This is a genomic window from Pseudomonas sp. LJDD11 (assembly GCF_024584215.1).
GTDB lineage: Bacteria > Pseudomonadota > Gammaproteobacteria > Pseudomonadales > Pseudomonadaceae > Aquipseudomonas.
Window position 1 is genome coordinate 173079 of sequence record NZ_JANJFL010000011.1, and the last position, 24663, is coordinate 197741.

26 protein-coding genes and 1 pseudogene are annotated in these 24663 nt (G+C 60.2%); 22 read left to right on the plus strand and 5 right to left on the minus strand.

From position 1 onward, the window contains the following. Positions 1–11: 11 nt before the first annotated feature. From NRB16_RS14935 to NRB16_RS14945, 3 genes are all read left to right on the plus strand, one after another. Positions 12–1124 carry a transaldolase family protein gene (locus NRB16_RS14935; protein WP_257106415.1) on the plus strand — a complete coding sequence of 371 codons (1113 nt, stop codon included), beginning with the start codon at positions 12–14 and terminating at the stop codon, positions 1122–1124. A gap of 146 nt (positions 1125–1270) precedes the next feature. Beyond that, complete coding sequence (locus tag NRB16_RS14940; RefSeq protein WP_045489184.1) at positions 1271–1879, plus strand: biliverdin-producing heme oxygenase; 609 nt, start codon at positions 1271–1273, stop codon at positions 1877–1879. After that, positions 1876–4113 (plus strand): ATP-binding protein, encoded by a 2238-nt coding sequence (locus NRB16_RS14945; protein ID WP_257106416.1) that lies wholly within the window; start codon positions 1876–1878, stop codon positions 4111–4113. Before NRB16_RS14940 ends, NRB16_RS14945 begins: the two co-directional genes overlap by 4 nt. A gap of 328 nt (positions 4114–4441) precedes the next feature. Here NRB16_RS14945 and NRB16_RS14950 read toward each other — a convergent pair whose 3' ends face one another. Then, positions 4442–4816: a hypothetical protein gene (locus tag NRB16_RS14950; protein WP_045489192.1), complete on the minus strand. Its 375-nt coding sequence runs from the start codon at positions 4814–4816 to the stop codon at positions 4442–4444. Between the two features lie 178 nt (positions 4817–4994). On the opposite strand from NRB16_RS14950, the gene NRB16_RS14955 reads away from it, so the two are divergent. The 3 genes from NRB16_RS14955 (at position 4995) to def (ending at position 6915) form a co-directional block, all read left to right on the plus strand. Next, a complete protein-coding gene (locus NRB16_RS14955; RefSeq protein ID WP_045489193.1) occupies positions 4995–5186 on the plus strand; it encodes a CsbD family protein in 192 nt (63 codons plus the stop codon). Between the two features lie 182 nt (positions 5187–5368). Continuing rightward, positions 5369–6319: a YihY/virulence factor BrkB family protein gene (locus tag NRB16_RS14960; RefSeq protein WP_045489194.1), complete on the plus strand. Its 951-nt coding sequence runs from the start codon at positions 5369–5371 to the stop codon at positions 6317–6319. A gap of 56 nt (positions 6320–6375) precedes the next feature. Beyond that, positions 6376–6915, plus strand: coding sequence for a peptide deformylase (def, locus tag NRB16_RS14965; protein ID WP_253140066.1), 540 nt, complete (start codon positions 6376–6378; stop codon positions 6913–6915). Here def and NRB16_RS14970 read toward each other — a convergent pair. After that, complete coding sequence (locus NRB16_RS14970; protein ID WP_257106427.1) at positions 6858–7319, minus strand: GNAT family N-acetyltransferase; 462 nt, start codon at positions 7317–7319, stop codon at positions 6858–6860. The two genes, def and NRB16_RS14970, sit on opposite strands and share 58 nt — an antisense overlap. A gap of 78 nt (positions 7320–7397) precedes the next feature. Between NRB16_RS14970 and NRB16_RS14975 the strand changes: the two genes are divergently transcribed. From NRB16_RS14975 to NRB16_RS14985, 3 genes are all read left to right on the plus strand, one after another. Further along, positions 7398–7931, plus strand: coding sequence for a GNAT family N-acetyltransferase (locus NRB16_RS14975; RefSeq protein ID WP_257106417.1), 534 nt, complete (start codon positions 7398–7400; stop codon positions 7929–7931). A 129-nt stretch (positions 7932–8060) separates the two neighbouring features. Next, positions 8061–8504: a hypothetical protein gene (locus NRB16_RS14980; RefSeq protein ID WP_257106428.1), complete on the plus strand. Its 444-nt coding sequence runs from the start codon at positions 8061–8063 to the stop codon at positions 8502–8504. Between the two features lie 10 nt (positions 8505–8514). After that, positions 8515–8952, plus strand: a complete 438-nt coding sequence (locus NRB16_RS14985; protein ID WP_257106418.1) for a nucleoside deaminase — start codon at positions 8515–8517, stop codon at positions 8950–8952. Positions 8953–8973: 21 nt separating this feature from the next. Here the strand turns inward: NRB16_RS14985 and NRB16_RS14990 are convergent, their stop codons facing one another. Then, positions 8974–9966: a diaminopimelate epimerase gene (locus tag NRB16_RS14990; protein ID WP_257106419.1), complete on the minus strand. Its 993-nt coding sequence runs from the start codon at positions 9964–9966 to the stop codon at positions 8974–8976. A gap of 123 nt (positions 9967–10089) precedes the next feature. On the opposite strand from NRB16_RS14990, the gene NRB16_RS14995 reads away from it, so the two are divergent. From NRB16_RS14995 to NRB16_RS15010, 4 genes are all read left to right on the plus strand, one after another. Further along, the gene (locus NRB16_RS14995) at positions 10090–10908 is read left to right on the plus strand and encodes an alpha/beta fold hydrolase (RefSeq protein WP_257106420.1); all 819 of its coding nucleotides are present in this window, start codon (positions 10090–10092) and stop codon (positions 10906–10908) included. Further along, the gene (locus NRB16_RS15000) at positions 10898–12061 is read left to right on the plus strand and encodes a PAS domain-containing sensor histidine kinase (protein ID WP_045489209.1); all 1164 of its coding nucleotides are present in this window, start codon (positions 10898–10900) and stop codon (positions 12059–12061) included. The genes NRB16_RS14995 and NRB16_RS15000 overlap by 11 nt, the downstream gene beginning before the upstream one ends. 145 nt (positions 12062–12206) lie before the next feature. Next, positions 12207–12518, plus strand: a complete 312-nt coding sequence (locus NRB16_RS15005; protein WP_045489212.1) for a hypothetical protein — start codon at positions 12207–12209, stop codon at positions 12516–12518. A gap of 28 nt (positions 12519–12546) precedes the next feature. After that, a complete protein-coding gene (locus tag NRB16_RS15010) occupies positions 12547–13713 on the plus strand; it encodes a PQQ-dependent sugar dehydrogenase (protein WP_045489214.1) in 1167 nt (388 codons plus the stop codon). Between the two features lie 106 nt (positions 13714–13819). Here the strand turns inward: NRB16_RS15010 and NRB16_RS15015 are convergent, their stop codons facing one another. Then, entirely contained in the window at positions 13820–14128 is a 309-nt protein-coding gene (locus tag NRB16_RS15015) for a PepSY domain-containing protein (RefSeq protein ID WP_045489216.1), read from the minus strand. A 225-nt stretch (positions 14129–14353) separates the two neighbouring features. On the opposite strand from NRB16_RS15015, the gene NRB16_RS15020 reads away from it, so the two are divergent. The 8 genes and pseudogenes from NRB16_RS15020 (at position 14354) to NRB16_RS15050 (ending at position 22566) form a co-directional block, all read left to right on the plus strand. Then, positions 14354–16516 (plus strand): TonB-dependent siderophore receptor, encoded by a 2163-nt coding sequence (locus NRB16_RS15020; protein ID WP_257106421.1) that lies wholly within the window; start codon positions 14354–14356, stop codon positions 16514–16516. Between the two features lie 917 nt (positions 16517–17433). Then, a pseudogene (locus tag NRB16_RS29700) lies at positions 17434–17550 on the plus strand (HAMP domain-containing protein); the annotation flags it as partial. Between the two features lie 171 nt (positions 17551–17721). Then, on the plus strand, positions 17722–18435 hold the full coding sequence (locus tag NRB16_RS29705; RefSeq protein WP_373568468.1) for a methyl-accepting chemotaxis protein: 714 nt from the start codon (positions 17722–17724) through the stop codon (positions 18433–18435). Positions 18436–18554: 119 nt separating this feature from the next. After that, the gene (locus tag NRB16_RS15030; RefSeq protein ID WP_257106423.1) at positions 18555–19865 is read left to right on the plus strand and encodes an MFS transporter; all 1311 of its coding nucleotides are present in this window, start codon (positions 18555–18557) and stop codon (positions 19863–19865) included. A gap of 104 nt (positions 19866–19969) precedes the next feature. Next, on the plus strand, positions 19970–20416 hold the full coding sequence (locus tag NRB16_RS15035) for a nuclear transport factor 2 family protein (RefSeq protein ID WP_045489225.1): 447 nt from the start codon (positions 19970–19972) through the stop codon (positions 20414–20416). A gap of 27 nt (positions 20417–20443) precedes the next feature. After that, positions 20444–20941: a VOC family protein gene (locus NRB16_RS15040; RefSeq protein ID WP_253115457.1), complete on the plus strand. Its 498-nt coding sequence runs from the start codon at positions 20444–20446 to the stop codon at positions 20939–20941. Between the two features lie 327 nt (positions 20942–21268). Continuing rightward, the gene (locus tag NRB16_RS15045) at positions 21269–21490 is read left to right on the plus strand and encodes a response regulator transcription factor (RefSeq protein WP_045489231.1); all 222 of its coding nucleotides are present in this window, start codon (positions 21269–21271) and stop codon (positions 21488–21490) included. Positions 21491–21840: 350 nt separating this feature from the next. Next, positions 21841–22566, plus strand: coding sequence for a hypothetical protein (locus NRB16_RS15050; RefSeq protein ID WP_257106424.1), 726 nt, complete (start codon positions 21841–21843; stop codon positions 22564–22566). Here the strand turns inward: NRB16_RS15050 and NRB16_RS15055 are convergent. Further along, positions 22542–23630 carry a diguanylate cyclase gene (locus NRB16_RS15055; protein ID WP_257106425.1) on the minus strand — a complete coding sequence of 363 codons (1089 nt, stop codon included), beginning with the start codon at positions 23628–23630 and terminating at the stop codon, positions 22542–22544. The genes NRB16_RS15050 and NRB16_RS15055 overlap by 25 nt on opposite strands. A gap of 329 nt (positions 23631–23959) precedes the next feature. Between NRB16_RS15055 and NRB16_RS15060 the strand changes: the two genes are divergently transcribed. Next, positions 23960–24663, plus strand: a 704-nt coding sequence (locus NRB16_RS15060; RefSeq protein ID WP_257106426.1) for a transposase, incomplete at its 3' end; no start/stop codon positions are given.

The following is a 24663-nucleotide window of genomic DNA, read 5'->3' on the forward strand; positions in this document are numbered from 1 at the left end:
TCAAGGCGCGAATGCTCAAAACTTACCCGTGTGCACGCGAATGCGTCGATAACTTGTTGCCTGTGGGTTTTGCGTGCGCGGATGTCGGGCTGGCCGGGGCGCTGACCAACCTGGCATCGATCACCCAGAGTCTGAAAGCCAATCCGCAGCATTGGGCACGGCGCGCCCGACAATGGGGGAGGGTGACCATGATCGGGCCTGTCCACCGCACCCTTTATGAGCACGCTTTGCATGAAGGTGCCGGACTGTTGTTCGAAACCTGGAAAGCCAGCCGCGCTGTCCGCGGCTGGATGGTGGTCGAGATTGAGCCAAGCGAAATTTACAGTGTTGCGAGCATGCTCAGACGAGCACGGGAACTGGCCAACCTGATGCCCAACATCATGGTCAGCGTGCCACTAAGTGAAGAGGGCTGTGAGGTCATAGAAGAACTGGTCGCGAGCGGGCATGCGATCAACGCCAGCCTGTGCTTCAGCGTGGCTCAGGTGCAGGCCGGGCTGGCAGCGATCAACCGCGGTCGGCAACGCGCGATGATCCAGGGGGTCAACCTGGAGCGCACCCGTCACCTGATCAGCGTGCTGCCTGCCGGTGTGATGGAACACCCTGAATTTATCGCCCAGGCGGCCATGGTGGGCATTGAGTTATCGTCCCAGGAGCAGCGCTGGGCTGAAGTGGCCCTGTATCAGGCTTTGCAGGCGGCGCTGCGCGGCCAGGGCGAGTCCACCCGGCTGATGGTGTGCGGTTTCGGTTCTTTCTCGCAATGGGCTCCGGTGGCTTGTCAAGCCGAACCGGTTAAACGAGGCGGTCTGTTACACAGTGTCGGCGAACAGCAACTCGAAAGCCTGATTGCCCATTGTGGTGCGGTCGCGACTGCCCGCCATGATCCGGATGCGCCAGTGCCCGCCGAGGTCATGGAGCGCTTGCTGAAGATTCCCGGTTTTTGTCAGGTCTGGGGCCGCGACACCCTCGCAAGCGCCTGTTTTGCCCGTCATCCGGTCTATCTGCAGGCGGTCGGCAAAAGTATGCGGGCCTACACCCGTTTACTGGGGTTTGCGCGGCAGCTGAATCCGCCGCTGTTGGCTGACGTTCATTATCCGGACAGAGCTGTCGATGTGCATAACTGTTAGCGGCTCGCGCAGGCTCTTCGGATAGCGCGTGACGGGATCGACCAAACGGCACAAAAACCCTGTCGATCAAACGCTTGAGTCTGTATTGTGGCGGTTTATGTCGCTGGGATGCGTTTCGCAGTCCAATTCTCAGAGAGCCTTACCGGATGTCGGCAACTCCCCTCTGCCAGGCCTTGCCTTCGGTGCTTGCTGCACTGCGGGCGCAGACCGGCCAGATGCACTCCGGGCTGGAAAAACGCATGCCGTTTTTTTCAGCCCGTCTTGATCTCTCGCTCTATACGCGCCTGATTCAGGCCTATTATGGCTTCTATCAGCCGCTCGAAGCTGCCTTGCTGGGCTGTGCCTGGCTGCCGGCCGGGCTGGAACTGGGCGAGCGCCTGAAAGTCCCGACGCTGCTGCGTGACCTGCAAGCCCTGGCTGTCGACCAGCCGCACAGGCTGGCGCTCTGTACTCGCCTGCCTGCCATTGACAGCCCGGCCAGCGTTCTGGGGGTGCTGTATGTGCTGGAGGGGGCAACCCTGGGAGGCCAAGTACTGCGCCGCGAGATGCATGCGCGCCTGGGGCTGGATGAACACAGTGGCGCGGCGTTTCTTGATGTCTATGGCCGTGACACCGGGCGGCGCTGGAAGGCTTATCTGAGCCTGCTCGACGAGCAACCCACCGATGCGCAATTCTTGCAGGCTGCCGCGCTGGCTGCCGAATCCACCTTTGCCTGTTTCGAGCAATGGCTTGATTGCCAAGAGATCCTTTCATGAGTCATCCCGACCGCAGTGTCTTTGAACGCTTGCTGAGCAACTGCGCCAGCGAACCCATCCAGTTCCCCGGCGCGATTCAGCCGCATGGCGTGCTGCTGACCCTGACTGAGCCGGACCTTGTGTTGTTGCAGGTCAGCGCGAATATCGAGTCGCTGCTCGGTCAGCGCCCCGAGCAGGTGCTGGGCCAGCCCTTGGCCTGCCTATTGGGTGAGGCCCAGGCGACATTGATTGCCCAGGCCCGCAGTGCACAGAGTTTCAGCGATGCGCCGCGCCTGTTATTGACCTGCAACGGTCGGGAATTCGAAGCGTTGCTGCACCGTCACGATGGCGTGCTGGTACTTGAACTGGAATGCCGGGATAACAACGTACTGGTTGCCAACGACAAGGCCCTGACCGGTAATCTGGGGCGCATTCTACGTAATCTGCAGGCGGCGCCGACTTTGCAGGCGTTGTATGAAGCCAGCGTGCGCGAAATCCAGAAACTCACCGGTTACGATCGGGTGCTGGTCTACCGGTTCGAGGAACAAGGCCATGGCCAGGTCATCGCCGAGGCATCCTCACCGGACATGGAACTGTACAACGGCCTGTTTTTCCCGGCCTCGGACATTCCCGAGCAGGCTCGCGAGCTGTATCGGCGCAATTGGTTGCGGATCATCCCCGATGCCGACTACCAGGCGGTCGAACTGTTGCCGCGTCTGCGCCCCGACACCGGCCAGCCGCTGGACATGAGTTTTGCCACGCTGCGCAGTGTTTCGCCGATTCATTGCGAATACATGCGCAATATGGGGGTGCTGTCGTCCATGAGTGTGTCGCTGCTCAAGGGCGACAAACTCTGGGGCTTGATCACCTGTGGTCATCGCACACCGCTTTACGTGCCCCATGAGCTGCGCATCGCCTGCCAGACTCTGGGCCAGGTGCTGTCGTTGCAGATCAGCGCCATGGAAGCGCTGGAGGTCAATCGTCAGCGTGACGCCAAGATGCAGACCCTTGCCTTGCTCAACGAGTCCATGGTGGCGGCGCAGGACGATGTGTTCGACGGCCTGGCGGCGCAGCCTGAGTTACTGATGCAACTGGTCGATGCCAGCGGGGTGGCGATCCTTGAGGGCAATCAGTTGCACTGCTTTGGCAACTGCCCCACGCCTGAGCAGATCCGCCTGCTGCACGCCTGGTTGATGAAGCGTAACGAGCCGGTATTTTCCAGCCATCACCTGTCCAGCGTCTATCCGCCGGCCGAGGCTTATCAGAAGTCGGCCAGCGGTGTTCTGGCCATGAGCCTGCCCAAGCCGATCGACAACGGCGTGCTGTGGTTTCGCCAGGAGGTCAAGGAAAGCATCCCATGGAGTGGTAACCCTGAGAAACCGCTGGACATGGTCGACTCTGAAGCGGGCCTGCGCCTGCGACCGCGCACCTCGTTCGAGATCTGGAAAGTGGAGATGACGGGCATTGCCAGCCGCTGGAGTCACGGTGACCTGTTTGCTGCCAATGACCTGCGCCGCTCGGCACTGGAAGACGACCTGGCCCGTCAGGTGCGCCGTGAACAGCAGGCGGTGCGCGCCAGAGACGACCTGGTCGCTGTGGTGTCGCATGACCTGCGCAACCCGATGACCGTGATTTCGATGCTTTGCGGCATGATGCAAAAGTCATTCAGCTCGGATGGCCCGCATACCTCGCGGCGTATTTCGTCGGCGATCGATACCATGCAACAGGCCGCCAGCCGCATGAACGTGCTGCTCGAAGATTTGCTCGACACGTCCAAGATCGAAGCCGGGCGCTACACCATCGCGCCCAGGTCCCTGGAGGTCACCCAGATCTTCGACGAGGCTTACACCCTGCTGGCGCCTCTGGCGCTGGACAAGGGCATTGACCTGGTGTTCAGCCCCGGCGAGCAGCTCAGGGTCCATGCCGATCCCGAGCGGCTGTTTCAGGTGCTGTCCAACCTGATCGGCAACGCCATCAAATTCACCCCGATGCAGGGGCAGATCAGCGTCAGCGCCCAAGCCGATGGTGAGCGCGTACTGTTTTGCGTACGTGACTGCGGCGAGGGAATTGCACCTGAGCAACTGCCGTTCATCTTCGACCGCTACTGGACCCTCAAAGACAACAACCCCACCGGCACCGGGCTTGGGTTATACATCTCCCAAGGCATCGTCAAAGCCCACGGCGGCACACTGAGCGCCGAAAGCGAATTAGGCCAGGGCAGTGTGTTTCGCTTCAGCATCCCGGTAGCGGTATAGCCACAAAAGGCACCGTTGCCGTAGATTTTGATTTTTGAGCCGGGATGGCACAGACGACGCGAATCGCGACTTGGGCGCTGGACGGAGGGCAGGCGTCGATTCGGGGGAGAAATCAGCATGGATGCTGCTGATTTTGAAACCGGGGGCAGGTGCCCTGGGCAGGGATGCCCATCGCGCCGGCCCCCGAATCGATGCCGGACGGAGGGGAGTCTGCCAGCAGGGCGAAACCTGCAGCCCAGTCACCGCGATAAAGGATTTTCCATCAGCCCAAAGGCTTGTTCGCGGCTCAAGCCGCTCCTACCTGCCCAAATCAAACCCGCACAAAAAATCAAACCTGCACAAACACCGCAAACGCAAGCTGCCCGCCCTTGGGCCGCAGATCCTGCAGGTAAGAATCACGATCAGCCGACAACTCCAGACTGACACTCATATTGCGCTTGCCAGCATTACGAATCTCCAACTCATCACGATGCGCACGCAGAAAATTGCTCGGCACCTTCAAATGCAACAACTGATCAGTCTCGGGTGTGTGCAGCAGCAGATTGATCCACTCGCTGGTCTTGATCTGACCAAACGGCAGATCAAACCACCAGATATTGCGCTTGGGGTCCAGCACCGCGAGATGGCTGTTATCGCGATTCAAGACGGTGCTACTCAATTGCTGATTGCGGCGTTCAATCGCCTGAGACTTGTCGAGCTTCATGGGACATTCCGGAAAACATAGCGTGGCGCGCATTCTCTCATGCCGGTCGCTGCCCCGACGAATGGAAAAACAGCCGATAAAATAATTGAAACTCTCAAGCCGAGCGGCCAGTCCATCATTATGTCGGGTTGACAACGACATCCTTCAGTCACGGGACCAGCGGTCCGGGAGAATCTTCATGAGCAGTACCAGCGATAAAGTCAAAGGCATGGCCAATGAAGCGGTAGGGAACGTTAAACAGGGCGTTGGCAAAGCAACCAACAACGACAAACTCCAGGCCGAGGGCAAAGCCCAGGAAATCAAAGGCCGTGGTGAACAGGCCAGAGGCAAGGCCAAGGACGCGATCAAAAAAGGCGTCGACAAGGCTTGACCCTGATAGCCCGGTCACGGAGCCCCAAGCCCGTGACCGGTGCGTTTTGCTGAAACCTTTTGCCGTTCTTCAAGTCCATGTCTGCGCCGGAACAACTCGCCCGGTCTGGATAACTACACCGCGAATCGACGTGAAGACGTACAGTACTCAGGTAGCCGGGTATGATCGCGAAAGGAGACGCCATGATTTTTTCCCACCTGCGTGGTTTGCCGATGGGTAAGGTGCTGGTTCGCACCGTGACCGAATTCATCAACGACGAAATGTCGACCTACGCTTCGGCGCTCGCCTATCAGGCCTTGTTTTCGCTGTTCCCCTTCCTGTTGTTCCTGATCTCGCTGATCGGTTTCCTTCACCTGCCGGACTTCTTCTCCTGGCTGCGCCTGCAGTCGGAACTGGTATTGCCGCCCCAGGCGCTGGAGCAGGTCAACCCGGTGATCGACCAGTTGCAGCAATCCAAAGGCGGGTTGTTGTCGGTGGGTATCGTCATCGCGCTGTGGACCGCGTCAGCGGGTGTGCGCTTGATGATGAGCGCCATGAACGCCGCCTATGACGTGATTGAAGGCCGGCCGATCTGGAAGCGCCTGCCATTGTCGGTGTTCTACACCATCGGCATCGCCATGATGCTGTTGGCCGCTGCCGCATTGATGGTGACCGGGCCGCAGGTCATGAACTGGTTTGCCGCGCACCTGGGTATCGAAGACTTCATTGTCACGGTGTGGACCATCTTGCGCTGGCCACTGATCATCATCCTGATGATGGTCGCCGTTGCGGTGATCTACTACGTGATGCCGGATGTGAAGCAAGAGTTTCGCTTTATCACCCCAGGCTCGGTCCTGGCGGTGGTGGTATGGATCATCGCCTCGCTGGGTTTCAGTTTTTATCTGAAAACCTTTGCTGATTACAACGCCATGTACGGCAGTATCGGGGCGATCATCGTCCTGCTCCTGTACTTCTATATCTCGGCCGCCGTGCTATTGCTGGGGGCGGAAATGAATGCGGTGATCGAGCATATGTCTCAGGAAGGCAAGGACAGCGGCGAAAAAGAGCCGGGTGATGGCGGCGTCGAAGCCAGCGGGGCTGACGAGCCGGGCGTCGGTGGGGCGCATACCCGGGAGCCGGCTCGCCAGGCATGATGGCCTGACGCCTGGAATGTGGCACGATTGCGCTTTGCCTAACAGGACGTTGCCTGATGATTCGCGAGATTTTGAAAATGGGTGACCCGCGCTTGCTGCGGGTCGCCCCGCCGGTGCCGGCAAGCCTGATTGGCACCCCAGAGTTGCAAACCCTGATCGATGACATGTTCGACACCATGCAAAGCGTCGGTGGCGTTGGCCTGGCTGCGCCGCAGATCGGTGTCGATCTGCAACTGGTGATTTTCGGTTTCGAGCGCAGCGCCCGCTACCCTGATGCCGAGGCCGTGCCGCGCACCATCTTGCTCAACCCGGTGATCACTCCGCTCGATGATGCACTTGAAGGCGGTTGGGAAGGCTGTCTGTCGGTGCCTGGCTTACGCGGGGTGGTCGAGCGTCATCGGCGTATCCGCTATGAGGGCGTTGACCCGCAAGGTGTACCGATCCAGCGTATCGCCGAGGGTTTTCATGCCCGGGTGGTGCAGCACGAGTGCGATCACCTGATCGGCCGTCTGTACCCTTCGCGAGTGACTGATTTTCGTCAGTTCGGGTTTACCGAAGTGCTATTTCCAGACCTCGATCCCAACGCTGATGACTGATCACGCAGCAGGGCGACCAGTGCCTTGCTGCGTTGATAGCGAGCCAGCCGCTCAGCCAGCTCGGTCGGCAATTCAACGGCTGTGACGAACCCTAACGACTGATAAAAGCCCTGCAAGTCAGGGTGGCAGAACAGCCACAGCGGCCCGCTGCATTGACTGTGTGCCTGGTCGATCAGGCGCCGGGCAAGCCCCTGACCACGCCATGAGGCGGCAACAAACAGCCCGGTCAGCCAGTGGCCATGACGAACCGGCGTCAAGCACAGCGCCGCAACAATCTGTGCCTCCTTCACGACCCAGGCCTGGCCTTGGGCGGGCAGGCGCATGGGCGAGCGATGGCTGCGGTAGAATTTTTCCAGCAACGGGCGCGCCAGGGCGGGTAACGGGTAAATGTGCAGGTCAGACATGGCGTAGCGATAGACAAAAGCAGGCATCATACCGGCTCAGGCCATCGATAATGGAATGACTGGATGCTTTATCCCTCAATGCCCCTCACAACGGAGCGCCTGCAACTGCGCGGTTTTGTCGGGTCTGACCTGGCTGAGCTGGCCGCGTTACTGGCTGATCCACAGGTGATGCGCTATTCGGTACGCGGGGTCATGAGCCGCTCAGCCAGTGCCGAGTTCCTCGAGCATTGCCGTATCAGCCTGGCAGAAGAAGGCTTTGCGCCGCTGGCGGTGATTGAACAACGTAGCGCCCGGCTGGTCGGATTCTGCGGTTTGTGTAAAGAGCGCTTCGAAGAGGCAGAGGAGGTCATGCTCGGTTATCGGCTCAGCCCGGCGTTCTGGAATCAGGGCATGGCCAGCGAGGCGGTAAAGGTCGTGTTGGCCCATGGTTTCGGTACTCTGGCGGTGAGCTCGGTGGTGGCGGTAGTGGCGCCGCAAAACCAGGCATCGATACAGGTGCTGCACAAGGCCGGGTTTCAGGATTACCTGCATGCCCGTTACTTTGGCATGGGGGTTCGCCTTTACCGGATGACCCGTGAGCGCTGGCAGGCGTTGCTGATAACGGCATGTTGAGGCTGGAAGCGACCCCTGATCTGACAACGGGTCTTTTTAACTGCTAGGTTCAAAGTTGCTGTCTGTCAGCCGGGAGGGGCGATGAACGACTGCAAAGCCACGTCCTTGCCCGGCCTGATTGCCGGCGGGATGTTGATGATCGGCCTGGGGGGGGCGCCTTTGAGTGCCGCTGAGGTCGACGACACCGCACTGGCGTTCGTCCAGCAACGTCATCTGGGCGATGGTTTGGGCTGGCAGGGCTATCAGATGGCCTCACGCACCGCGGTGTTTGCCGGGCTGGTCGACGCCTTGGGCAAAACCCGGGCCCAGGTGTTGGTGCAGGGTGAATTGCAGCGCTTGCAGCCGCAGTATCAAGGCCGCTGGGAGCAGAACCTGGCGGCGGCCTATGCCCATTCGTTCAGTGTCGAAGAACTGCGCCAGCTTAACGACGGCAAAGGCTCGCCTGCGCTGATGAATCGCTTCAAGGCGCGCAACAATGAAGTCGGTCAGGAAATGAAAGCACGCTCTGCCGATCTGCTGGCCGAGTTCGTCTCCCGCGCGCTGGAAAGCGTCCGGAAAAACTACATGCCGTGAAGGAAAATCTATGGACCCATTCATGCAGGCAGCCATTGATGAGGCCCGCCAAGGCCTGGCCGAAGGCGGTATACCCATCGGTTCAGTGATTGTTCACGATGGCAAGATTATCGGCCGTGGACATAACCGTCGTGTCCAGCAAGGCAGTGCCATCAAGCATGGCGAAATGGATGCGTTGGAGAACGCCGGCCGGCAGCCGGCCAGGGTCTATCGTGAAGCGGTGCTCTACACCACGCTGTCGCCCTGTGCAATGTGCAGCGGGGCGATTCTGCTGTATGGCATCAGCAAGGTAATCGTCGGCGAAAACCAGACCTTCATGGGTGAAGAGCAACTGCTGCGAGCCCGCGGCGTGCAGGTCGAGGTGCTGGGTGACAGCACTTGCGAACACCTGATGCGCGACTTCATTGCTCGTCATCCGCAACTGTGGAATGAAGATATCGGCGAGTAGCCCCTGCCAGTGTCAGCTTGGTCAGATCACTCTGGTCGCCACGCCGAACAAGGCCACACCCCGCAGCACGCCGTCTTGTTCATCCAGCTTGAGCGGCGCGGTGCCGCCTGGCATCCTGACGTGCACGGCGCCGCCTTGTACCAGCCCGGCAGCCCAGGCCGCGCAGGCCACGGCGCTGGCGCTGGTGCCGGAAGATGCCGTGGGGCCTTCGCCGCGCTCGAACACTCGTGCTTCCAATTGTCCCGGTTCGCTCAGGCAGGCCCATTGCAGGTTGACCCCGGCCGGGCAGGGCTCACCGGCACCCAACTCGCCGGCGGCAAAGGCGATCCGGGTCAACGGTTGGTTCAGCGCTGGCTCATGCAGTGCAGCAAACGTCGGCAGTTGAGCGGCATCAGGCAACAGGGTGACGCAATGTGGATTGCCGACCCGCACGAACACGCTGTGCGCCCACGCAGGATTGACGGTGGCCAGAGGCGGCACCCGGTTGACCGGGCGATCATTGAAGCGGCTGGCTTGCACGGCAGTCTCGAGCGCGGCCACCGCCTGTGGTCCGAACTGCGGCATACCAAGGTCCAGCCAGAAGCCCCGGATGCCATCCAGGGTGGCGGGTTCAATGGCGGTTTCCAGCGGCGCTGACCCAGCGTCATGATGCACGCGCAAGGTAAATGGCTGCAGCGTTGCCAGGCCGCTCTCGGTCAGTGCCTGGGCAAAGATGGTCAGACCGTTGCCGCTGCGTTCGGCCAGGGTGGCGTCGGTATTGACGATCAATACATCAAAGGGGGCCTGGTCGCTAAACGGACCGATCAGCAAGCCGTCGCTGCAGTGCGCCTTGGCGCCGGGTGGCGCCGTTCCTTCGGGCCAGGCACACACCGCAGCAATTGCGGCTGCAGCCCAGTGCGAGCGCAGCCGCGCGGCGTCGGCGGCGTCATCGGGGATTGCTACACCCAGGCGGCGTAGCTGATCGGGGTTGGTCACGGCATAACGGTTACCGCGGGCGTCAAAGATTCTTGTCATGATCGTGTCTGGTAAATGGAATACCGTGCATTCTGCACTGTCTGAGGCTTGGAACGATGCTAATCTCGGCAATTGTTAGGTTGCGCAGCCCAAGCGCGCGCAGCATTGAGACTGGAGCGAGGGATGCAGGTACAACGGCGCAACAATGTAAGAGTGATCGGCGAGGGCCCCGTTACCCTGATCTTTGGCCATGGGTTTGGCTGCGACCAGCGGATGTGGCGCTTCGTGGCGCCGAGCTTCAGTGACCGCTACCGGGTCGTGGCCTACGATCTGGTGGGCAGCGGTGGTTCGGACCTGTCCGCGTATTTCCAGCATAAGTACGAGCGGCTCGACGGTTATGCCCAGGACCTGCTGGAGATTATCGAGCAGTTTGGCCAGGGGCCGGTGGTGCTGGTCGGTCATTCGGTCAGTGCGATGATCGGTGTGCTTGCCGACCGCCTCAAGCCGGGCTTGGTCAGTGCGCACATCATGGTCGGGCCGTCACCGCGGTATATCGATGATCAAGGCTACGTCGGCGGTTTCAGCCGCGCTGACATCGATTCACTGCTCGACACCCTCGACAGCAACTACCTGGGCTGGTCGAGCACCATGGCGCCGTCGATCATGGGCGCGCCGGACCAGCCGGAGCTGGGCGAGGAACTGGCCAGCAGCTTTTGCCGCACCCACCCCGACATTGCCCGGCATTTCGCCCGGGTGACGTTCATGTCCGACAACCGCGAGGATGTTCAGGGCCTGACCACGCCGACGTTGATTCTGCAATGCACTGACGACCTGATCGCCCCGATCGAGGTCGGTGATTACCTGCATGCTGCGATGCCCGGCAGCACCCTGCGGCTGATCGAAAACATTGGCCACTGCCCGCACATGAGTGCGCCGGCGGCCTGCATCGAGGCCATTGAGCAATTTCTCAAGCCCTATGGAAACACCCCGCATGCCGCCTGAGTCACTGCCTGACGCGCAAACCCTGTTCGACAATGCCCCCTGCGGTTTGCTGTTGACCTGCGGCAATGGCGAAATCGAGCGCGTCAACCAGACCTTCTGTCGCTGGGTCGGGCGCGAGCAGCAGGCGCTGCTCGGCCAGCGCTTTCAGAGCCTGCTGACCATGGGCGGCAAGATCTTTCACCAGACTCACTGGTTTCCGCTGCTGCAGATGCAGGGGTCGGTGGCCGAGGTCAAGCTCGACCTGTTGCACACCGATGGCCGTCAGATACCGATGATGCTCAACGCCGTGCGCCGTGAGCATGATGGCGTGTTCCATCACGAACTGGCGTTGTTCGTGGCAGAAGAACGCAATCAGTATGAGCGCGAGCTGCTCGCGGCCCGGCAGATGGCCGAAGAGTTGTTGCAGCAACAGCTCATGGCCCAGAAAGAGTTGACCTCGGCGCAGAACCGTCTACGTCTGGCGCACGCCGAAGCGCAGATCCGCGCCAATTTTGCCGAACAACTGGTCGGTATCGTCAGCCATGACCTGCGCAACCCGTTGACGGCCATCAAGATGGCGGCAGACCTGCTGCAACGCGGCAACTTCGACCAACGCCAGCTTCGGGTCATGGGCCACATATCCCACTCGGTGGACCGTGCCAGCCGCTTGATCGGCGATCTGCTGGACTTCACCCAGGCCAGGGTTGGCCAGGGGCTGGCGGTCAGCCTGCAGGCCATTGATCTGCATGCCGTGGTGGCGCGCTGTGTCGAAGACCTGCGGCTGGCCTTTCCCGGTCGGCGCCTGGTGCATGTGCGCGAAGGCGAGGGGCTTTGCAATGCCGATGCCGACCGGTTGTTTCAGGTGGTCAGTAATCTGGTCGGCAATGCGGTGAGTTATGGCGACCCGCAAGGCGAAATCCGGGTTATCAGCGCATTTGGCGGCAAGGGTGGCAGCCTGGCGGTACATAACAGTGGTCAAGTGATTCCTGCCGAGCAGCTCGAAGAGCTGTTCGAACCATTGGTGCGCGGTGCGGCCAGCGATGACAGCCGCAGTGTAGGGCTGGGGCTGTTTATTGTTCGCGAGATCATGCGCGCCCACCTGGGCGATGTATTGGCGCAGTCCAGCCCGGAGCACGGCACCACCTTTACTGCACGATTTCCCAGAGCCTTTTAAACCCGCACAGGTTAAAGCGGGTACTCCTGACCAGCCTTGTTACAAACTCTTTCAGCGCATTTCTTGCCCATCTGCCATCGCTGGTCGAACCTGCGGCCTGATCCGGTTTCCAAGGTTTGAACCCCTACTTTCAGGCAGGCAGATAATGACTCGCTTCTTGCAAGGCCTCGCCATTGCAGCGCTGCTGGCTGGCGGACCGCTGGCCCATGCGCAGCAGCCGCTCGGCGCTGGTGCCGACGGCAACCCTTACAACAGCCCGATCAAACGCGCCAACCCCAACAGTCGACAAGGCACGGTACCTGACACGCCGCGCCCCAATACCTCGCCCGTGGTGCGTCCGCCGACCCTGGAAAACGGCGGTATCCGCAATGGCCAGCCGACCCGTCAGCAGGCGCCGGTACGGCCCGCCGAGCAGCCCCGCTTCAACCCGCCCGAACGCGGTACTCCATCCCGATGATCTCTACGTTATGCATAAGGAAACGCCCATGTTGAGAAAAACCCTGATCGCGACATTTTGCGCCAGTGCGCTGGCTGGCCTGCCATTGGCCGTTTCAGCGGCCGAGGCGGCCAAACAGTACAAAAGCGAATTGGGCGCTGTGACCGTCACCCAGTTGGCCGAAGGGCTGGATCACCCTTGGGCATTGGCATTTTTGCCGGACCAGCAAGGCATTCTGGTGACTGAGCGTTCCGGCAACCTGTTGCTGCTGGGCGTTGATGGCAAGGCCGGTAAGCCGATCTCAGGCGTACCGCAAGTCTGGGCCAATGGGCAGGGCGGCTTGCTGGATGTGGTGTTGTCGCCGGACTTCGGCAAAGACCGGCTGGTGTATCTGGCGTACGCCGAGGGCGATGGCAAAAGCGCCGCTGAAGGCGACAAGGCGGGCACGGCAGTGGGGCGTGGACGGCTGTCGGCAGACCTGAGCCGTCTGGAAGATTTCAATGTGATCTTTCGTCAGCAACCCAAGCTGTCGGTAGGCAACCACTTCGGCGCGCGGCTGGTGTTCGACCGTGAAGGCTATCTGTTCATCGCACTGGGCGAGAATAACCAGCGGCCAACGGCCCAGGACCTCGACAAACTGCAAGGCAAGGTGGTGCGGATCTTCCCGGACGGCAAGGTCCCGGATGACAACCCCTTTGTTGGGAGCAAGGGCGCGCGGCCGGAAATCTGGAGCTATGGCCACCGTAACCCGCAAGGCGCCGCGTTCAATCCGTGGAATGGCACGGTATGGGTCAACGAACATGGACCTAAAGGCGGTGACGAGATCAACATCGCCGAGCGCGGCCAGAACTTTGGCTGGCCGCTGGCAACCCACGGTATCAACTATTCGGGCCTGAAAATTCCGGAAGCCAAAGGTGAACTGGTCGAAGGGACGGTCAAGCCCTTGCATGTCTGGGAAGTGTCGCCGGGCGTCAGCGGCATGGTGTTTTACGATGGCGGGCGTTTTAAGGCGTGGGATCACAGCGTGTTCATCGGCGCACTGGCAACCGAAGAGCTGATTCGTCTGAAGGTCGAAGATGGCCGTATTGTTGATGAAGAACGGCTGCTCAAAGAACGCAAGGAGCGGATCCGCGACGTACGTCAGGGGCCGGATGGTTATCTGTATGTGCTGACCGATGACGGCAACGGAAAGTTGCTCAAAGTCGGCCTGGAATAATCGCGGGTAGTTGCGTAGGAAATAGCTGCGTAGGAAATAATTAGCGGCTCAATCCGCCCTGGCGTTTGCCAGCGTTGATTGAGCCGCTCGGTATCAGATTCAGGAATCAACGATCCTGTTTGTCGAGCAGCACTTCACCGGTCTTGGCATCGACATGGAAGTCCCACTCGGTACCCTGGGTATTGCGCAGTTCGATTTCGTAGACATAACGGCCGCCCTGCTGCTCCAGCTCGGTGTCATGGATGGTGAAGCCAGGGTGCTTGTCCAGCGCCTGCTTGTTGAACTTCTGCAAGTCGCCGATGGTGCCGGCTTTTTGCAGGTCGGCAAGCTGATCAGGGCGAACATCGGCCTGGGCCATGCCGGCAGCGGCGCTCAGAGTTACAGCAGCAAACAGGGCAGGGATGAATTTTTTCATGATCAATTTCCTTTCAGTGTGGAATCTGGGGTTATAGAGCGGTTAACAACCGAGGGGTTCAGTTGTTTTGTTGAAGCCAGATTAACCACCCATACTTAATTCACCCTTAAAACCTGAAGACAGAGAGGGGGCACTCGTTTATTGAAAAGACGGCCTCTCAGGGTTGTAAAAGTTCCGCCATAAACGTACAAAGTCGCCCCCGCCCAATCCTGGAGTTGCCCCTTCATGAGTACGCCACACCGACTGGCCTGGCCCTTGCTGCCACTGAGCCTGGCCGTCGCCTCTGCGTTGCAGGCTGCCGAGCCCGTGAATCTTGACGCTGTGCAGATCAGGGACGTGGCTGACCAGCCGGGTGCCGAGGGTTACCAGGCCCGCCGCGCTGCCGTTACCGCCGCTGCTGATACGCCGCTGCTCGATACGCCTGCCTCGGTTGCGGTGTTCACTCAAGCGTTGCTGGAGGATCGCCAGGCCCGCTTGCTCAGCGAAGTGCTGCGCAACGACGCCTCGGTGGGCGAAGCCTATGCGCCGGTGGGCTACTACGAAAACTTCCTGGTCCGGGGCTTTTCGCTCAATGCCGGCAACAGTTATCGCATCAATGGCCGCAGCATTGCCGGCGAGCAGAACGTGGCGCTGGAGAATAAACAGCAAGTTGAGTTGCTCAAGGGCGTCTCCGGTCTGCAAGGTGGGGTGGCCGAGCCGGGTGGGGTGATCAACTATCAGACCAAACGCGCTGCCGATGTGCGTTCGGTAACCGTCGCCACCAATGAGCACGGTGAGCGTTACATTGCGACTGACGTCGGTGGCTGGTTCGGTAGCGAGCGGCAGTTCGGCCTGCGCGCCAATCTGGCTCATGAAGATATTCGCTCATATGTTGAACACGCTGACGGCCAGCGCGACTTCGCCTCACTGGCCTTCGACTGGAACATCAACGAGCGCGCCACGTTGCAACTCGATGCGGAGTATCAGACTCGCGAGCAACGTTCGGTGCCGGGCTATCAGTTGCTCGGCGGCAGCGAGCTGCCGCATGACGCGTCGCCCCGCAAGCGGCTGGGCCATCAGAGCTGGTCCAACCCGGTGGGCATCGACTCGCTGAACCTCAATGGGCGCTTCGAGTACCGCTTCAATGAGAGCTGGACCGGTAGCCTCAGTGCCTCGCGCAGCCGGGTGGTGATTGACGACTACAGCTCGTTCGCCTGGGGGTGCTATGGCGCTGCCAGTTGCGCCGGGCAAGCAGTGCCCAATTACTTCAGCGCTGAAGGCGACTACGACATCTACGATTTCCGCAGCCCCGATGACACCCGGCGTAACGACGAGGTTGAAGCGGCGCTGGCCGGGCGCTTTGCCACTGGCTCGCTGGAGCACGAGCTGACCATCGGCACCAGTGCCTTGCGGCGCACCGTCGATACCCGTGGCACATTCAACGAGTGGGTTGGCAGCGGTAACATCAATCAGACCCCGGACACGGTGACGCAGGCTGACAAGCTGCTGCCACACACTGAGCGTCGCCTCGACAGCCGCCAGTACGGGGTGTTCTTCACCGACCGGATTCGCTTCGACGACCACTGGCAGTTGGTGGCCGGTGGTCGCCAGGTGTATCTGAACGAACAGGCGTGGCGTGAAGACGGCAGCGACCTGCGCCATACCCGGCGCTCGTTGTTCCTGCCGCAGGCCGCGCTGATCTATAAACCACTGGCAAACCTGTCGCTGTACACCAGCTACAGCAAAGGCCTGAGCCTGGGCGGCACGGCGGCGTGGTTCAGTAACAACGCCGGTGAAACCCTCGCTCCGAGTGTGTCGCGGCAACTGGAAGCGGGGATCAAGTACGACCTGCAGCGCATGAGCCTGACTGCCGCGCTGTTCCAGATTCGTAAGGCCTATCAGTACTCGCAGCCGCAGGCCGACGGCACCTTCACCTATGTAGAGCAGGGTCAGCAGAAGAACCTTGGCCTTGAGCTGGGCGCCACCGGTCATCTCACCGAGCGGTTGCAGATTGCCGCCAGCGTCGCGGCGATTAGGGCGCGGGTCGAGGGCAGCGGCACCGAGGCCTATGAGGGGCATCAGGCGCTGAACGTACCCAAATACCGCGCCAGCCTGCAGGCCGACTACGCCTTGCCAATCCCGGGCCTGGCGCTGCTTGGCGGCATGCAATACAGCGCCAGCAAATTCGCTGACCGCCAGGGCCAGGTCAGCGTCAACGACTATGCCTTGTTCAATGTCGGCGGCCGTTACAGCACCCGCCTGAGCGGCTACGACACCGTCTGGCGACTCTCGGTCGATAACCTCTTCGACAAGCGCTACTGGCGTGATGTGGGCGAGTACCTGGGCGACGACTACCTGTTCCCCGGCGCACCCCGCACCGCCCGATTGTCCGCGACGGTCAATTTCTGAGGCATTGCAGTCGCCAGCAGAGCTGCCTGTCACGGGCAGTATTTAATTCATTGATATATAGGCTTGTTTCGTAGGAGTGGCTTCAGCCGCGAATGCTTCGCCGCTTAAGCGGCTCCTACGATTCCCGCTTCTGTTACGTCACAGTGCCGAGGCGGCAACTGCTGATGGCTCATGTCATTGTGCTGTCATCTTTTGGTCATATTCGGCTGGTTAACTGCGCCAGCACAGGGAGGTGCGCATTATTCAATGCTGCGCAGGCTGATCGCTGACGCAGTTCACGCTGTCGAGTGCCTGCCCACATGTACAAATCTCTCAAGCTGCAGATCCTCACCCTGCTTGGCGCCAGCCTGGCGTTGTTGCTGGTGATTGCCCTGGCCTGTTTTTACCTATTGTCGAATAACGTGCGCGACTATCGCGGCCTGCTCGATGGCCCGTTGCGGGCGTCGCAACTTATCGACGAGGCCAATCTGCAGTTCAAGATTCAGGTCCAGGAATGGAAAAACGTGTTGCTGCGCGGCAAGGCCGCGGCCGAGCGTGACAAGTACTGGAACCAGTTCGAAGCTCAGGAACGTCAGGTGCAACTGATTCTTGGCCAGCTTGCTCAGTGGCAGTCTATCGACAGCGGTATCCGCAGCCAGGTCGAGCGCTTGCGTGAAGAGCATCGCAATCTGGGCAGTGCCTATCGCAAGGGGCGTGATGCCTTCATTGCCGCCGGTGGCGACCCGGTCGCCGGGGATCTGGCGGTCAAGGGCGTGGACCGGGCCGCCAGTGAACAAATGAGCACGCTGGTGGATAGCTTGCGCCAGCACAGCCAGAAACAGTCGCAAAGCCTTAGCGAGGCCGCCAGCAGCACGATCCTTTGGGGCGTGTTGATTATGTTGGCCTCGGCGCTGTTGGTGGGCCTGGTGACCCAGTGGATGGTCAGTCGCAATATTGCCGGCCCGGTACGCAAGCTCATCGACTACGTAGCGCAATTGAGTGAAGGCAGGTTCACCGAACGCGCCCGTGTCGAGCGCAAGGACGAATTGGGCCGCCTGGCCACGGCCGCCAACCTGCTGCGCGATTTTCTTGCGCAGACCATTACCAGTCTCAAGCAGGACAGTCAGGACCTGGACGGCGCGAGCATCCAACTCAAGTCCATCGCTGCGGTGATGGCGCAAGGCACCCGAGAACAATTTGACCGCACCGATCAGGTGGCGACCGCGATGCACGAGATGTCCGCGACGGCCCAGCAAGTTGCCCGCCACGCCGCCGAAGCGGCCAATGCCGCCGACGACGCTGACCGGTGTTCCCAGGAAGGTGAGCACGTCATGGCCGCGACCATTGAAACGATCAACCAGATGCGCACCGAAGTGGCTAACACAGCCGAGGTGATTCGCCGCCTGGAGAGTGACAGCGAGCGGATTGGCAAGGTCCTGGAGGTGATCCGCAGCATTGCCGAACAGACCAACCTGCTCGCGCTCAACGCCGCTATCGAAGCCGCTCGCGCCGGTGAGCAGGGCCGTGGCTTTGCCGTGGTCGCTGACGAGGTACGGACCCTCGCTCAGCGCACCGCGGCATCTACTGCCGAGATCAATCAGATCATCAGCTCGGTACAGACTGGCGCAATCAATGCTGCGCAAGCCATCGAAAACGGCCAGGCGCGCAGCCAGGAAAGTGTCGAGCAGGTCGCCCGGGCGAGCGATTCGCTGCACCGCATCACCGTGGCAGTGGAAGCGATCCGCGACATGAACCGGCAGATCGCTACGGCCGCTGAAGAGCAGACCTCCGTGGCCGAGGATATCTCGCGCAATCTCACGCAAATCAGTGCCATTGCGACCGTCAACCAGGACAACATCCAGCGCACCCAGGCTTCCAGCGATGATCTGCATGCGCTGTCACTGGACTTGAACAAGGTCATCGCCGGGCTGGCGGCATGATCTTGCGGTTTTGCCCGTAGCGTCGGGTTATCGGTGCTGTAGCAGTTTGTAGCGCGCTCTGATGGGGCACTTTTGCTATTCTTCGCGCGCTTTCAAACTGTCACATACCGGGAGTGCCCATGACGGCCACTGCACGACCACGTCCGAAGCCATTTTCCCGCGCTGACTATCGGACCCTGGGCCTTGCCGCACTGGGCGGGGCTCTGGAGATCTACGATTTCATCATATTCGTATTCTTCGCCCTGACCCTCAGCCAGCTGTTCTTTCCGCCGGACATGCCCGAGTGGCTGCGCTTGTTGCAAAGCTTCGGCATTTTCGTCACCGGCTATCTGGCGCGACCGCTGGGCGGCATCCTGATGGCCCACTTTGCCGATCGGCTGGGACGCAAGCGGGTATTCAGCCTGAGCATCCTGATGATGGCCCTGCCATGTCTGCTCATCGGTCTGATGCCCACCTACGCGCAAATCGGTTTCTGGGCTCCGCTGCTGTTGCTGGCGCTGCGGGTGATGCAGGGCGCGGCGGTGGGGGGCGAGGTGCCGAGTGCCTGGGTGTTTGTCGCCGAGCACGCGCCAGCCGGGCATCGCGGCTATGCGCTGGGTGTGCTGCAGGCCGGGCTGACCTTCGGTTACCTACTGGGCGCGCTGACCGCGACCTGGCTGGCGCGGGTGTATACCCCGCAGGAAATCCTCGATTACGCCTGGCGTATTCCGTTTCTGCTCGGTGGCGTATTCGGTGTAGTGGGGGTGTGGCTGCGCCGCTGGCTCAGCGAAACCCCGGTATTCATGGCCTTGCATGCCCAGAAAGAAGACATGCAGCGCCTGCCGTTGGGCCAGGTGTTGCGTGAGCATCGAGCGTCGCTGCTGCCGGCGGCGCTGCTTACCTGTGTGCTGACCTCGGCGGTGGTGGTGCTGGTGGTTATCACCCCGACGGTGATGCAGCAGCGTTTCGGCTTCAGTGCCCGTGAAACCTTTGCCCTCAGTGCCTGGGGCATTGTGTTCCTGAACATCGGTTGTGTGCTGGCCGGCATGCTGGTCGACCGTATCGGTGCCTGGCGCTGCGTGTTGCTGTACAGCCTGCTGCTGCCGCTGGGGATCGGTATGCTGTACGCCAGCCTGATCCTGCAGTGGCTGGCGCCTGGCATCGCCTATGCGCTGGCCGGCCTGGCCTGTGGCATCGTCGGGGTCGTGCCGTCGGTGATGGTCGGGCTGTTCCCGGCTCGCATCCGGGTTTCGGGCATCTCTTTTACCTACAACATCGCCTATGCATTATGGGCCAGTGTCACGCCGTTGCTGTTGATCGGCCTGATGCCCATAAGCCCGTGGGTCTGCGTGGTCTACTGCCTGGTGATGGGCGCGGTGGGCCTGCTGACCGCTGCCTGGTTTGCTGCCCGCCACGATCTGGGTTGTGACCAGCCCTGCCTGGGCAAGTGATGTTTCAGGCTGACAGCCGGACAAATAACCGGCTGTCAGCTTTCACTGCAAGCGTCTACGCTGGATGTACATGAACCCGAGCCGGATCCGGCAGGAGTTGTTTCATGAACATCGAGAATCAGGACCCCCTCATCCCGGACCAGATCCGCACGTTGCTGGAAAACTGGTCGCTGGCCGTACGCAACAAAGACCTCGACGCGATCATGGCGGCATACCACCCCGATGTGGTCGCTTTCGACGCCATCATCGAGCTGCAATTCAAAGGGCGCGATGCCTATAGCAAGCACTGGGCACACTGTCTGAACCTGTGCCCGGGCGAGATGCTGTTCGAACAACGTGATCTGGTGGTGCAGGGTGCGGGCAACGTGGCGTTCGCTCACTGGCTCAATCACTGCGGTGCCACGGATGCCAACGGCGTCATCCAGGGGTCATGGATGCGTGGCAGCGCCGGTTACCTGCGCACCCCCGACGGCTGGAAAATCGTCCATGAGCACTTCTCGGCGCCTTTTGATATGGCCAGTGGCAAGGCGCTGTTTGACCTGCAACCCTGAGCTGGCCTGTGCCAGAGGAGAGACCAAATGAGCGTCAAAGCCATCCCCGAGGACTTTCATACCGTCACCGTCTACCTGGGCGTGCACGATGGTAATGCTGCAATTGATTTCTATAAGCGAGCGTTCAATGCCCGTGAGGAGTTCCGGCTGGACCGTCCCGACGGCAGGGTCGGCCACGCCGAGCTGTATATCGGGGATACGCGCATCATGCTGTCGGAACCCTGCGATGAGGGTGCTCTGAGCAGTCCGGTGCTGACGCCAACCGCTGATTGTTCGCACAAGGCCACGGTAGGCCTGCATCTCTATGTGGAGAATGTGGATTTGACCTATGAGCTGGTTACCGACGAGGAGGACGTGGTGGTGGTGAGCGGCCTCAAGGATCAGTTCTATGGTGACCGGTCGTTCACGTTGTGCGATCCCTTTGGCCATCTGTGGTTCATTTCCAGCCACAAGGAAGACGTCAGCGCCGAAGAAATCAAGGCCCGTGCCCAGCGGCTGTTTCAGGGGCATGACCGGGAGCTTTGACGGATCCAATTGTAACAGCTGATTGTAATTAGCCAGGCGCAAGTTTATCTTGCGCCTGATTCGTTTTTGTAGCCGTATTGCCATCAGTTTCTTTGATGGGCGTACCGCTGTGGGCTGGATAGTTGGTTGTGTGGGATTTAAGTTTTGGAGGGGTTATATATGTCTTTAAGGTTTGTAGGAGTTTTCTACTTCGTTAACTTAAAGCGAATTCTCTTCGTTTTTTATCGGGTCGGCAGGTGCAGGTCGTGAAATATCTGCCTCTGTCATTTACTGCGTGAATCGCTGGATGAAAATAGTCAAAGCAAGAAGCGTCCTACGCGCTCCGTCATGAATCATGTAATAACGAGAGGAACCTCCATGTGCATGACCAGCAGGGAACGACAGGTTCTCGGGTTGCTGCTGCAAGGACGAACCAACAAGGAAATCGCCGAGCAGCTCAGCATCAGCGGCTATACCGTACGCGACCATGTCTCGTCGTTGCTGCGCAAGAGCCGGGTAAAAAGCCGTACCCAACTTATTGCCTGTCATTTATGGGCTCCACTGAACTGACCCCCTACATCTGTCGGATTGTTTTCGTCGGCGAACATTACATAATTGCCTTCATGCTTGTATTGCCACTGTTTGATTGCTGCATGCTCGTGGGGAGCGAGGCGGCATCACAGGCAAGCAGGCTCCACTTATGAGTCAGTGTTGTTCTGTGCCTATCAAAAAGACTGCTCTTGCCTGAAGTCTTAAAGTTGTTGTGCAGAAAAGCCTGTGGAGCGTGTAAGAAAAGTCGGCAGACAAAGGTCAGCCACCCTGATAACGATAGGGCACCTCTAAAAACCTGGGCGAAGTAGCCAGCGCAGCGATGGCAACGCAGGTCGTTTTTAGAGGTGCCCGGATAAGGAGTCCATTCAATGGCAGCATGTTGTGAGTACCGCTCTGAACAAAATGAACAAGCGGACCGGCAAACGGTGATGATGTCCGAGGCCGATTGCCGACTGGCCTATGCAGCGCTGGCACGACAGCAGGCCATGCTGTCGTCCGTCCATCTCGTCCAGTTGCATGACTGTCTGTTGGGCCCCAGAGGGTTGTTTGCGCTGTTGGTCCGGGAGCTGGAAGAAATGGGGCGGTTGGCGCCCCTGCTCGAAGACGTGGCGGCCCTGGCCAACCGCGAACTGCGCACTCAGGCTGACAAGGCACTGTGCTTCGTCATGGGCCATCATCGCTGGCCTAACGTGTCGCCCAATCCTTTTCGGGCGATGAGCCGCGAACGGCTGTGTTGCCTGGTGTACGACGACACTGCTGGCTACACCCTGATCGAGCGCTACGCCGCGCTGCTGACCCTGCGCCAGCTCGACAGCCAGTTTTTCACCCGGCTGATCGACACCACCCGCAAGAGTGTGGAGCGGCGCGTAGTCTTCCAGGGCTTGCTGGAACATCATGATGCCTTGCTGCCGGTCGAGCGTTGCGTTTACCCGGATAATTACCGTGCATCGCAGCAACAGCATCTGGAGCGTGAACTGCAGCTGTATGGCGATTTGACGCTCAGTCAGCCGCTCAGTGTGATGGTGGCCCGCTACAGTACGGCGACCCTGCTGAAAAAGCTCGGGGTGCGTCAGACGCCAAGAGCCAAGCCCTGAAAATCAGCGCGGGTGCACGGCGCACTGACGACCCGGTTGCGCCCGGTGCTCTTGGCGCCGTATAGCGCCTTGTCGGCTTCATTGAGCCAGCTCGCGGCATCGACGATGTGCTGTTCATAGGGCGCAACACCGATGCTCAGGCTGATTCTGAGTTCAGGCAGCAGTGCATCGACCTGGTTTTCGACGATCTGACGCAGACGTTCCAGAATACCCACCGCCAGATCGAGGTCGGTATTGGGCAGGATTACACAGAGCTCGTCACCGCCATAGCGACCTGCCAGGTCGCTGGCGCGGATGTTGTCACGCAATGCCTGGCTCAGCGCCTTGAGCACCGAGTCGCCGACGATATGCCCGTACCGGTCATTGATGGTCTTGAAGTGATCAATGTCGATCAATGCCACACAGCAGGCGCGATTGAGCGTCTGGCTGCGGGTGAACTCCACCTGCAGGAGGTCTTTCCAGGTGCCATGGTTGATCAGCCCGGTCAGGCTGTCGGTGCGGCTCAAACGGCTGAGTACGTGTTTGTGCTCGCTGAGCTTGAGCGCCACCTTGTAGCCCATCCAGCCGATGAACGCAGGATAGATCACCAGCAATGGCAGGCAGGCGTAGATTTCCTCGGGCGTGCTGGCCAGCTGGATTTGCGGGGTAAACAGGACAAAGCCCAGCACAGCGCCCAGCAAATTGGCCAGTAAGCCTTGCCAAAGCAGGCGCAGGCCGTTGGCGGCGATATTCTGCATGGCCATCATGGCCAGTATGGCGACGCTCGGCAGCGCACTGAAGCCCATCAGGGCCACCCAGATACCGCCGGCAAACGAGTCGCCGAGCATGTTCTGCAGTTCGGCCTTGTAGGGGTTGCTACTGCGTCGGGCGCGCTGGTAAGCCAGGTGTGGCCAGACCCAGGCATGCATCACCAGCATGGCCCAGATCCAGTGCATCCACGGCAACGGGTACAGCGCGACCGCCACGCAAACCGATCCGATACTCAGGCCGATGGTGCGTGGCAAATAAATGCGTTTGGCAAAGGACAGGCCTCGGCCGTTCTGTTCCCCATCGTGGTGTGGCATCACTTCTTACCGGTAATCGCTTGCTGCCCGGTCAAAAGCGAACGCCTTGACCAAGCGCCGATTTTCGCTGTTCGATGAAGGCAAGGGAAGAGCGATTTGCCATTGTTGTTGAACTATTGGACGAACAGACAGTCGCCGTCTTCGGTTGTCATCAACACCCTGCGCCATGGCATTCACAGCAACTGCCTGGCCGTTGGCTGCCACGGTCGTTGTTACCAAGCTGACGCGAAAAGCCCCTTCCTTCAGGTGGGGGATGAAAGCGCCACCGCGAAGCGGTCATAGGGGTTAAAACCCCAAAAACCGCCCCTATTCTGTGTTTCATGACTGAAATGAAAGCGACCAAAACCCTCAAGATTCGAGTGCGAGACAAGCATGCAGCGCAGTTGCGTGAAGCTTCTCGTGCTGTGAATTTTGTGTGGAACTACGTAAACGAGTTGAGCCGTCGCTCGATTCGTGAGCGTGGTCGTTTTCTGTCGGCGTTCGACATTCACAAGTACACCAACGGGGCCGGCAAAGACCTGGGACTGCACAGCCAATCGGTGCAGGCTGTTGCCGACGAATATGTCACACGGCGCAAGCAGTTCAAAAAGCGCCAGCTCCGCTGGCGCTGCTCGGGCGGCGCCCGGCGCAGCCTGGGCTGGGTGCCCTTCAAGGTCGGCGCTGCTGTCTGGAAAAACGGCCAGGTCGTCTTCAACAAACAGCACTTCAAGGTCTGGGACAGCTACGGCCTGGCGGGCTTTAAATTCAGATCCGGCAGCTTCAACGAAGACAGCCGTGGACGCTGGTATTTCAACGTCGTGGTCGAGGTCGACCGCCAGTTATCGCCAGGCCAGGACGCGGTGGGTATCGACCTCGGACTGAAAACCACGGCCACCTGCAGCGACGGTGATCGCCTTGAAAGCGGCAGGTTCTACCGGGATCTGGAGAGCGCCCTGGGCACGGCCCAGCGCGCCGGCAAGAAGGCCCGTGTGCGGGCGATTCACGCCAAAATTGCGAACCGCCGCAAGGATTGCCTGCATAAGTTCAGCAACGC

Excerpts from the sequence above, each read along its gene's own strand:
- NRB16_RS15015 (WP_045489216.1), bottom strand. The coding sequence starts at position 14,128 with ATGAAAAAATTCATCCCTGCCCTGTTTGCTGCTGTAACTCTGAGCGCC.
- NRB16_RS15035 (WP_045489225.1), top strand. The coding sequence starts at position 19,970 with ATGAACATCGAGAATCAGGACCCCCTCATCCCGGACCAGATCCGCACG.
- NRB16_RS15055 (WP_257106425.1), bottom strand. The coding sequence starts at position 23,630 with ATGCCACACCACGATGGGGAACAGAACGGCCGAGGCCTGTCCTTTGCC.
- NRB16_RS14995 (WP_257106420.1), top strand. The coding sequence starts at position 10,090 with ATGCAGGTACAACGGCGCAACAATGTAAGAGTGATCGGCGAGGGCCCC.
- NRB16_RS14955 (WP_045489193.1), top strand. The coding sequence starts at position 4,995 with ATGAGCAGTACCAGCGATAAAGTCAAAGGCATGGCCAATGAAGCGGTA.
- NRB16_RS15040 (WP_253115457.1), top strand. The coding sequence starts at position 20,444 with ATGAGCGTCAAAGCCATCCCCGAGGACTTTCATACCGTCACCGTCTAC.
- NRB16_RS15050 (WP_257106424.1), top strand. The coding sequence starts at position 21,841 with ATGGCAGCATGTTGTGAGTACCGCTCTGAACAAAATGAACAAGCGGAC.
- NRB16_RS14950 (WP_045489192.1), bottom strand. The coding sequence starts at position 4,816 with ATGAAGCTCGACAAGTCTCAGGCGATTGAACGCCGCAATCAGCAATTG.
- NRB16_RS15000 (WP_045489209.1), top strand. The coding sequence starts at position 10,898 with ATGCCGCCTGAGTCACTGCCTGACGCGCAAACCCTGTTCGACAATGCC.
- NRB16_RS14970 (WP_257106427.1), bottom strand. The coding sequence starts at position 7,319 with ATGTCTGACCTGCACATTTACCCGTTACCCGCCCTGGCGCGCCCGTTG.
- NRB16_RS14985 (WP_257106418.1), top strand. The coding sequence starts at position 8,515 with ATGGACCCATTCATGCAGGCAGCCATTGATGAGGCCCGCCAAGGCCTG.
- NRB16_RS14945 (WP_257106416.1), top strand. The coding sequence starts at position 1,876 with ATGAGTCATCCCGACCGCAGTGTCTTTGAACGCTTGCTGAGCAACTGC.
- NRB16_RS14980 (WP_257106428.1), top strand. The coding sequence starts at position 8,061 with ATGTTGATGATCGGCCTGGGGGGGGCGCCTTTGAGTGCCGCTGAGGTC.
- NRB16_RS15020 (WP_257106421.1), top strand. The coding sequence starts at position 14,354 with ATGAGTACGCCACACCGACTGGCCTGGCCCTTGCTGCCACTGAGCCTG.
- NRB16_RS14940 (WP_045489184.1), top strand. The coding sequence starts at position 1,271 with ATGTCGGCAACTCCCCTCTGCCAGGCCTTGCCTTCGGTGCTTGCTGCA.
- NRB16_RS14935 (WP_257106415.1), top strand. The coding sequence starts at position 12 with ATGCTCAAAACTTACCCGTGTGCACGCGAATGCGTCGATAACTTGTTG.
- NRB16_RS14960 (WP_045489194.1), top strand. The coding sequence starts at position 5,369 with ATGATTTTTTCCCACCTGCGTGGTTTGCCGATGGGTAAGGTGCTGGTT.
- NRB16_RS14975 (WP_257106417.1), top strand. The coding sequence starts at position 7,398 with ATGCCCCTCACAACGGAGCGCCTGCAACTGCGCGGTTTTGTCGGGTCT.
- NRB16_RS15045 (WP_045489231.1), top strand. The coding sequence starts at position 21,269 with ATGAATCATGTAATAACGAGAGGAACCTCCATGTGCATGACCAGCAGG.
- NRB16_RS15005 (WP_045489212.1), top strand. The coding sequence starts at position 12,207 with ATGACTCGCTTCTTGCAAGGCCTCGCCATTGCAGCGCTGCTGGCTGGC.
- NRB16_RS15010 (WP_045489214.1), top strand. The coding sequence starts at position 12,547 with ATGTTGAGAAAAACCCTGATCGCGACATTTTGCGCCAGTGCGCTGGCT.
- NRB16_RS14990 (WP_257106419.1), bottom strand. The coding sequence starts at position 9,966 with ATGACAAGAATCTTTGACGCCCGCGGTAACCGTTATGCCGTGACCAAC.
- NRB16_RS15030 (WP_257106423.1), top strand. The coding sequence starts at position 18,555 with ATGACGGCCACTGCACGACCACGTCCGAAGCCATTTTCCCGCGCTGAC.
- NRB16_RS29705 (WP_373568468.1), top strand. The coding sequence starts at position 17,722 with ATGCACGAGATGTCCGCGACGGCCCAGCAAGTTGCCCGCCACGCCGCC.
- def (WP_253140066.1), top strand. The coding sequence starts at position 6,376 with ATGATTCGCGAGATTTTGAAAATGGGTGACCCGCGCTTGCTGCGGGTC.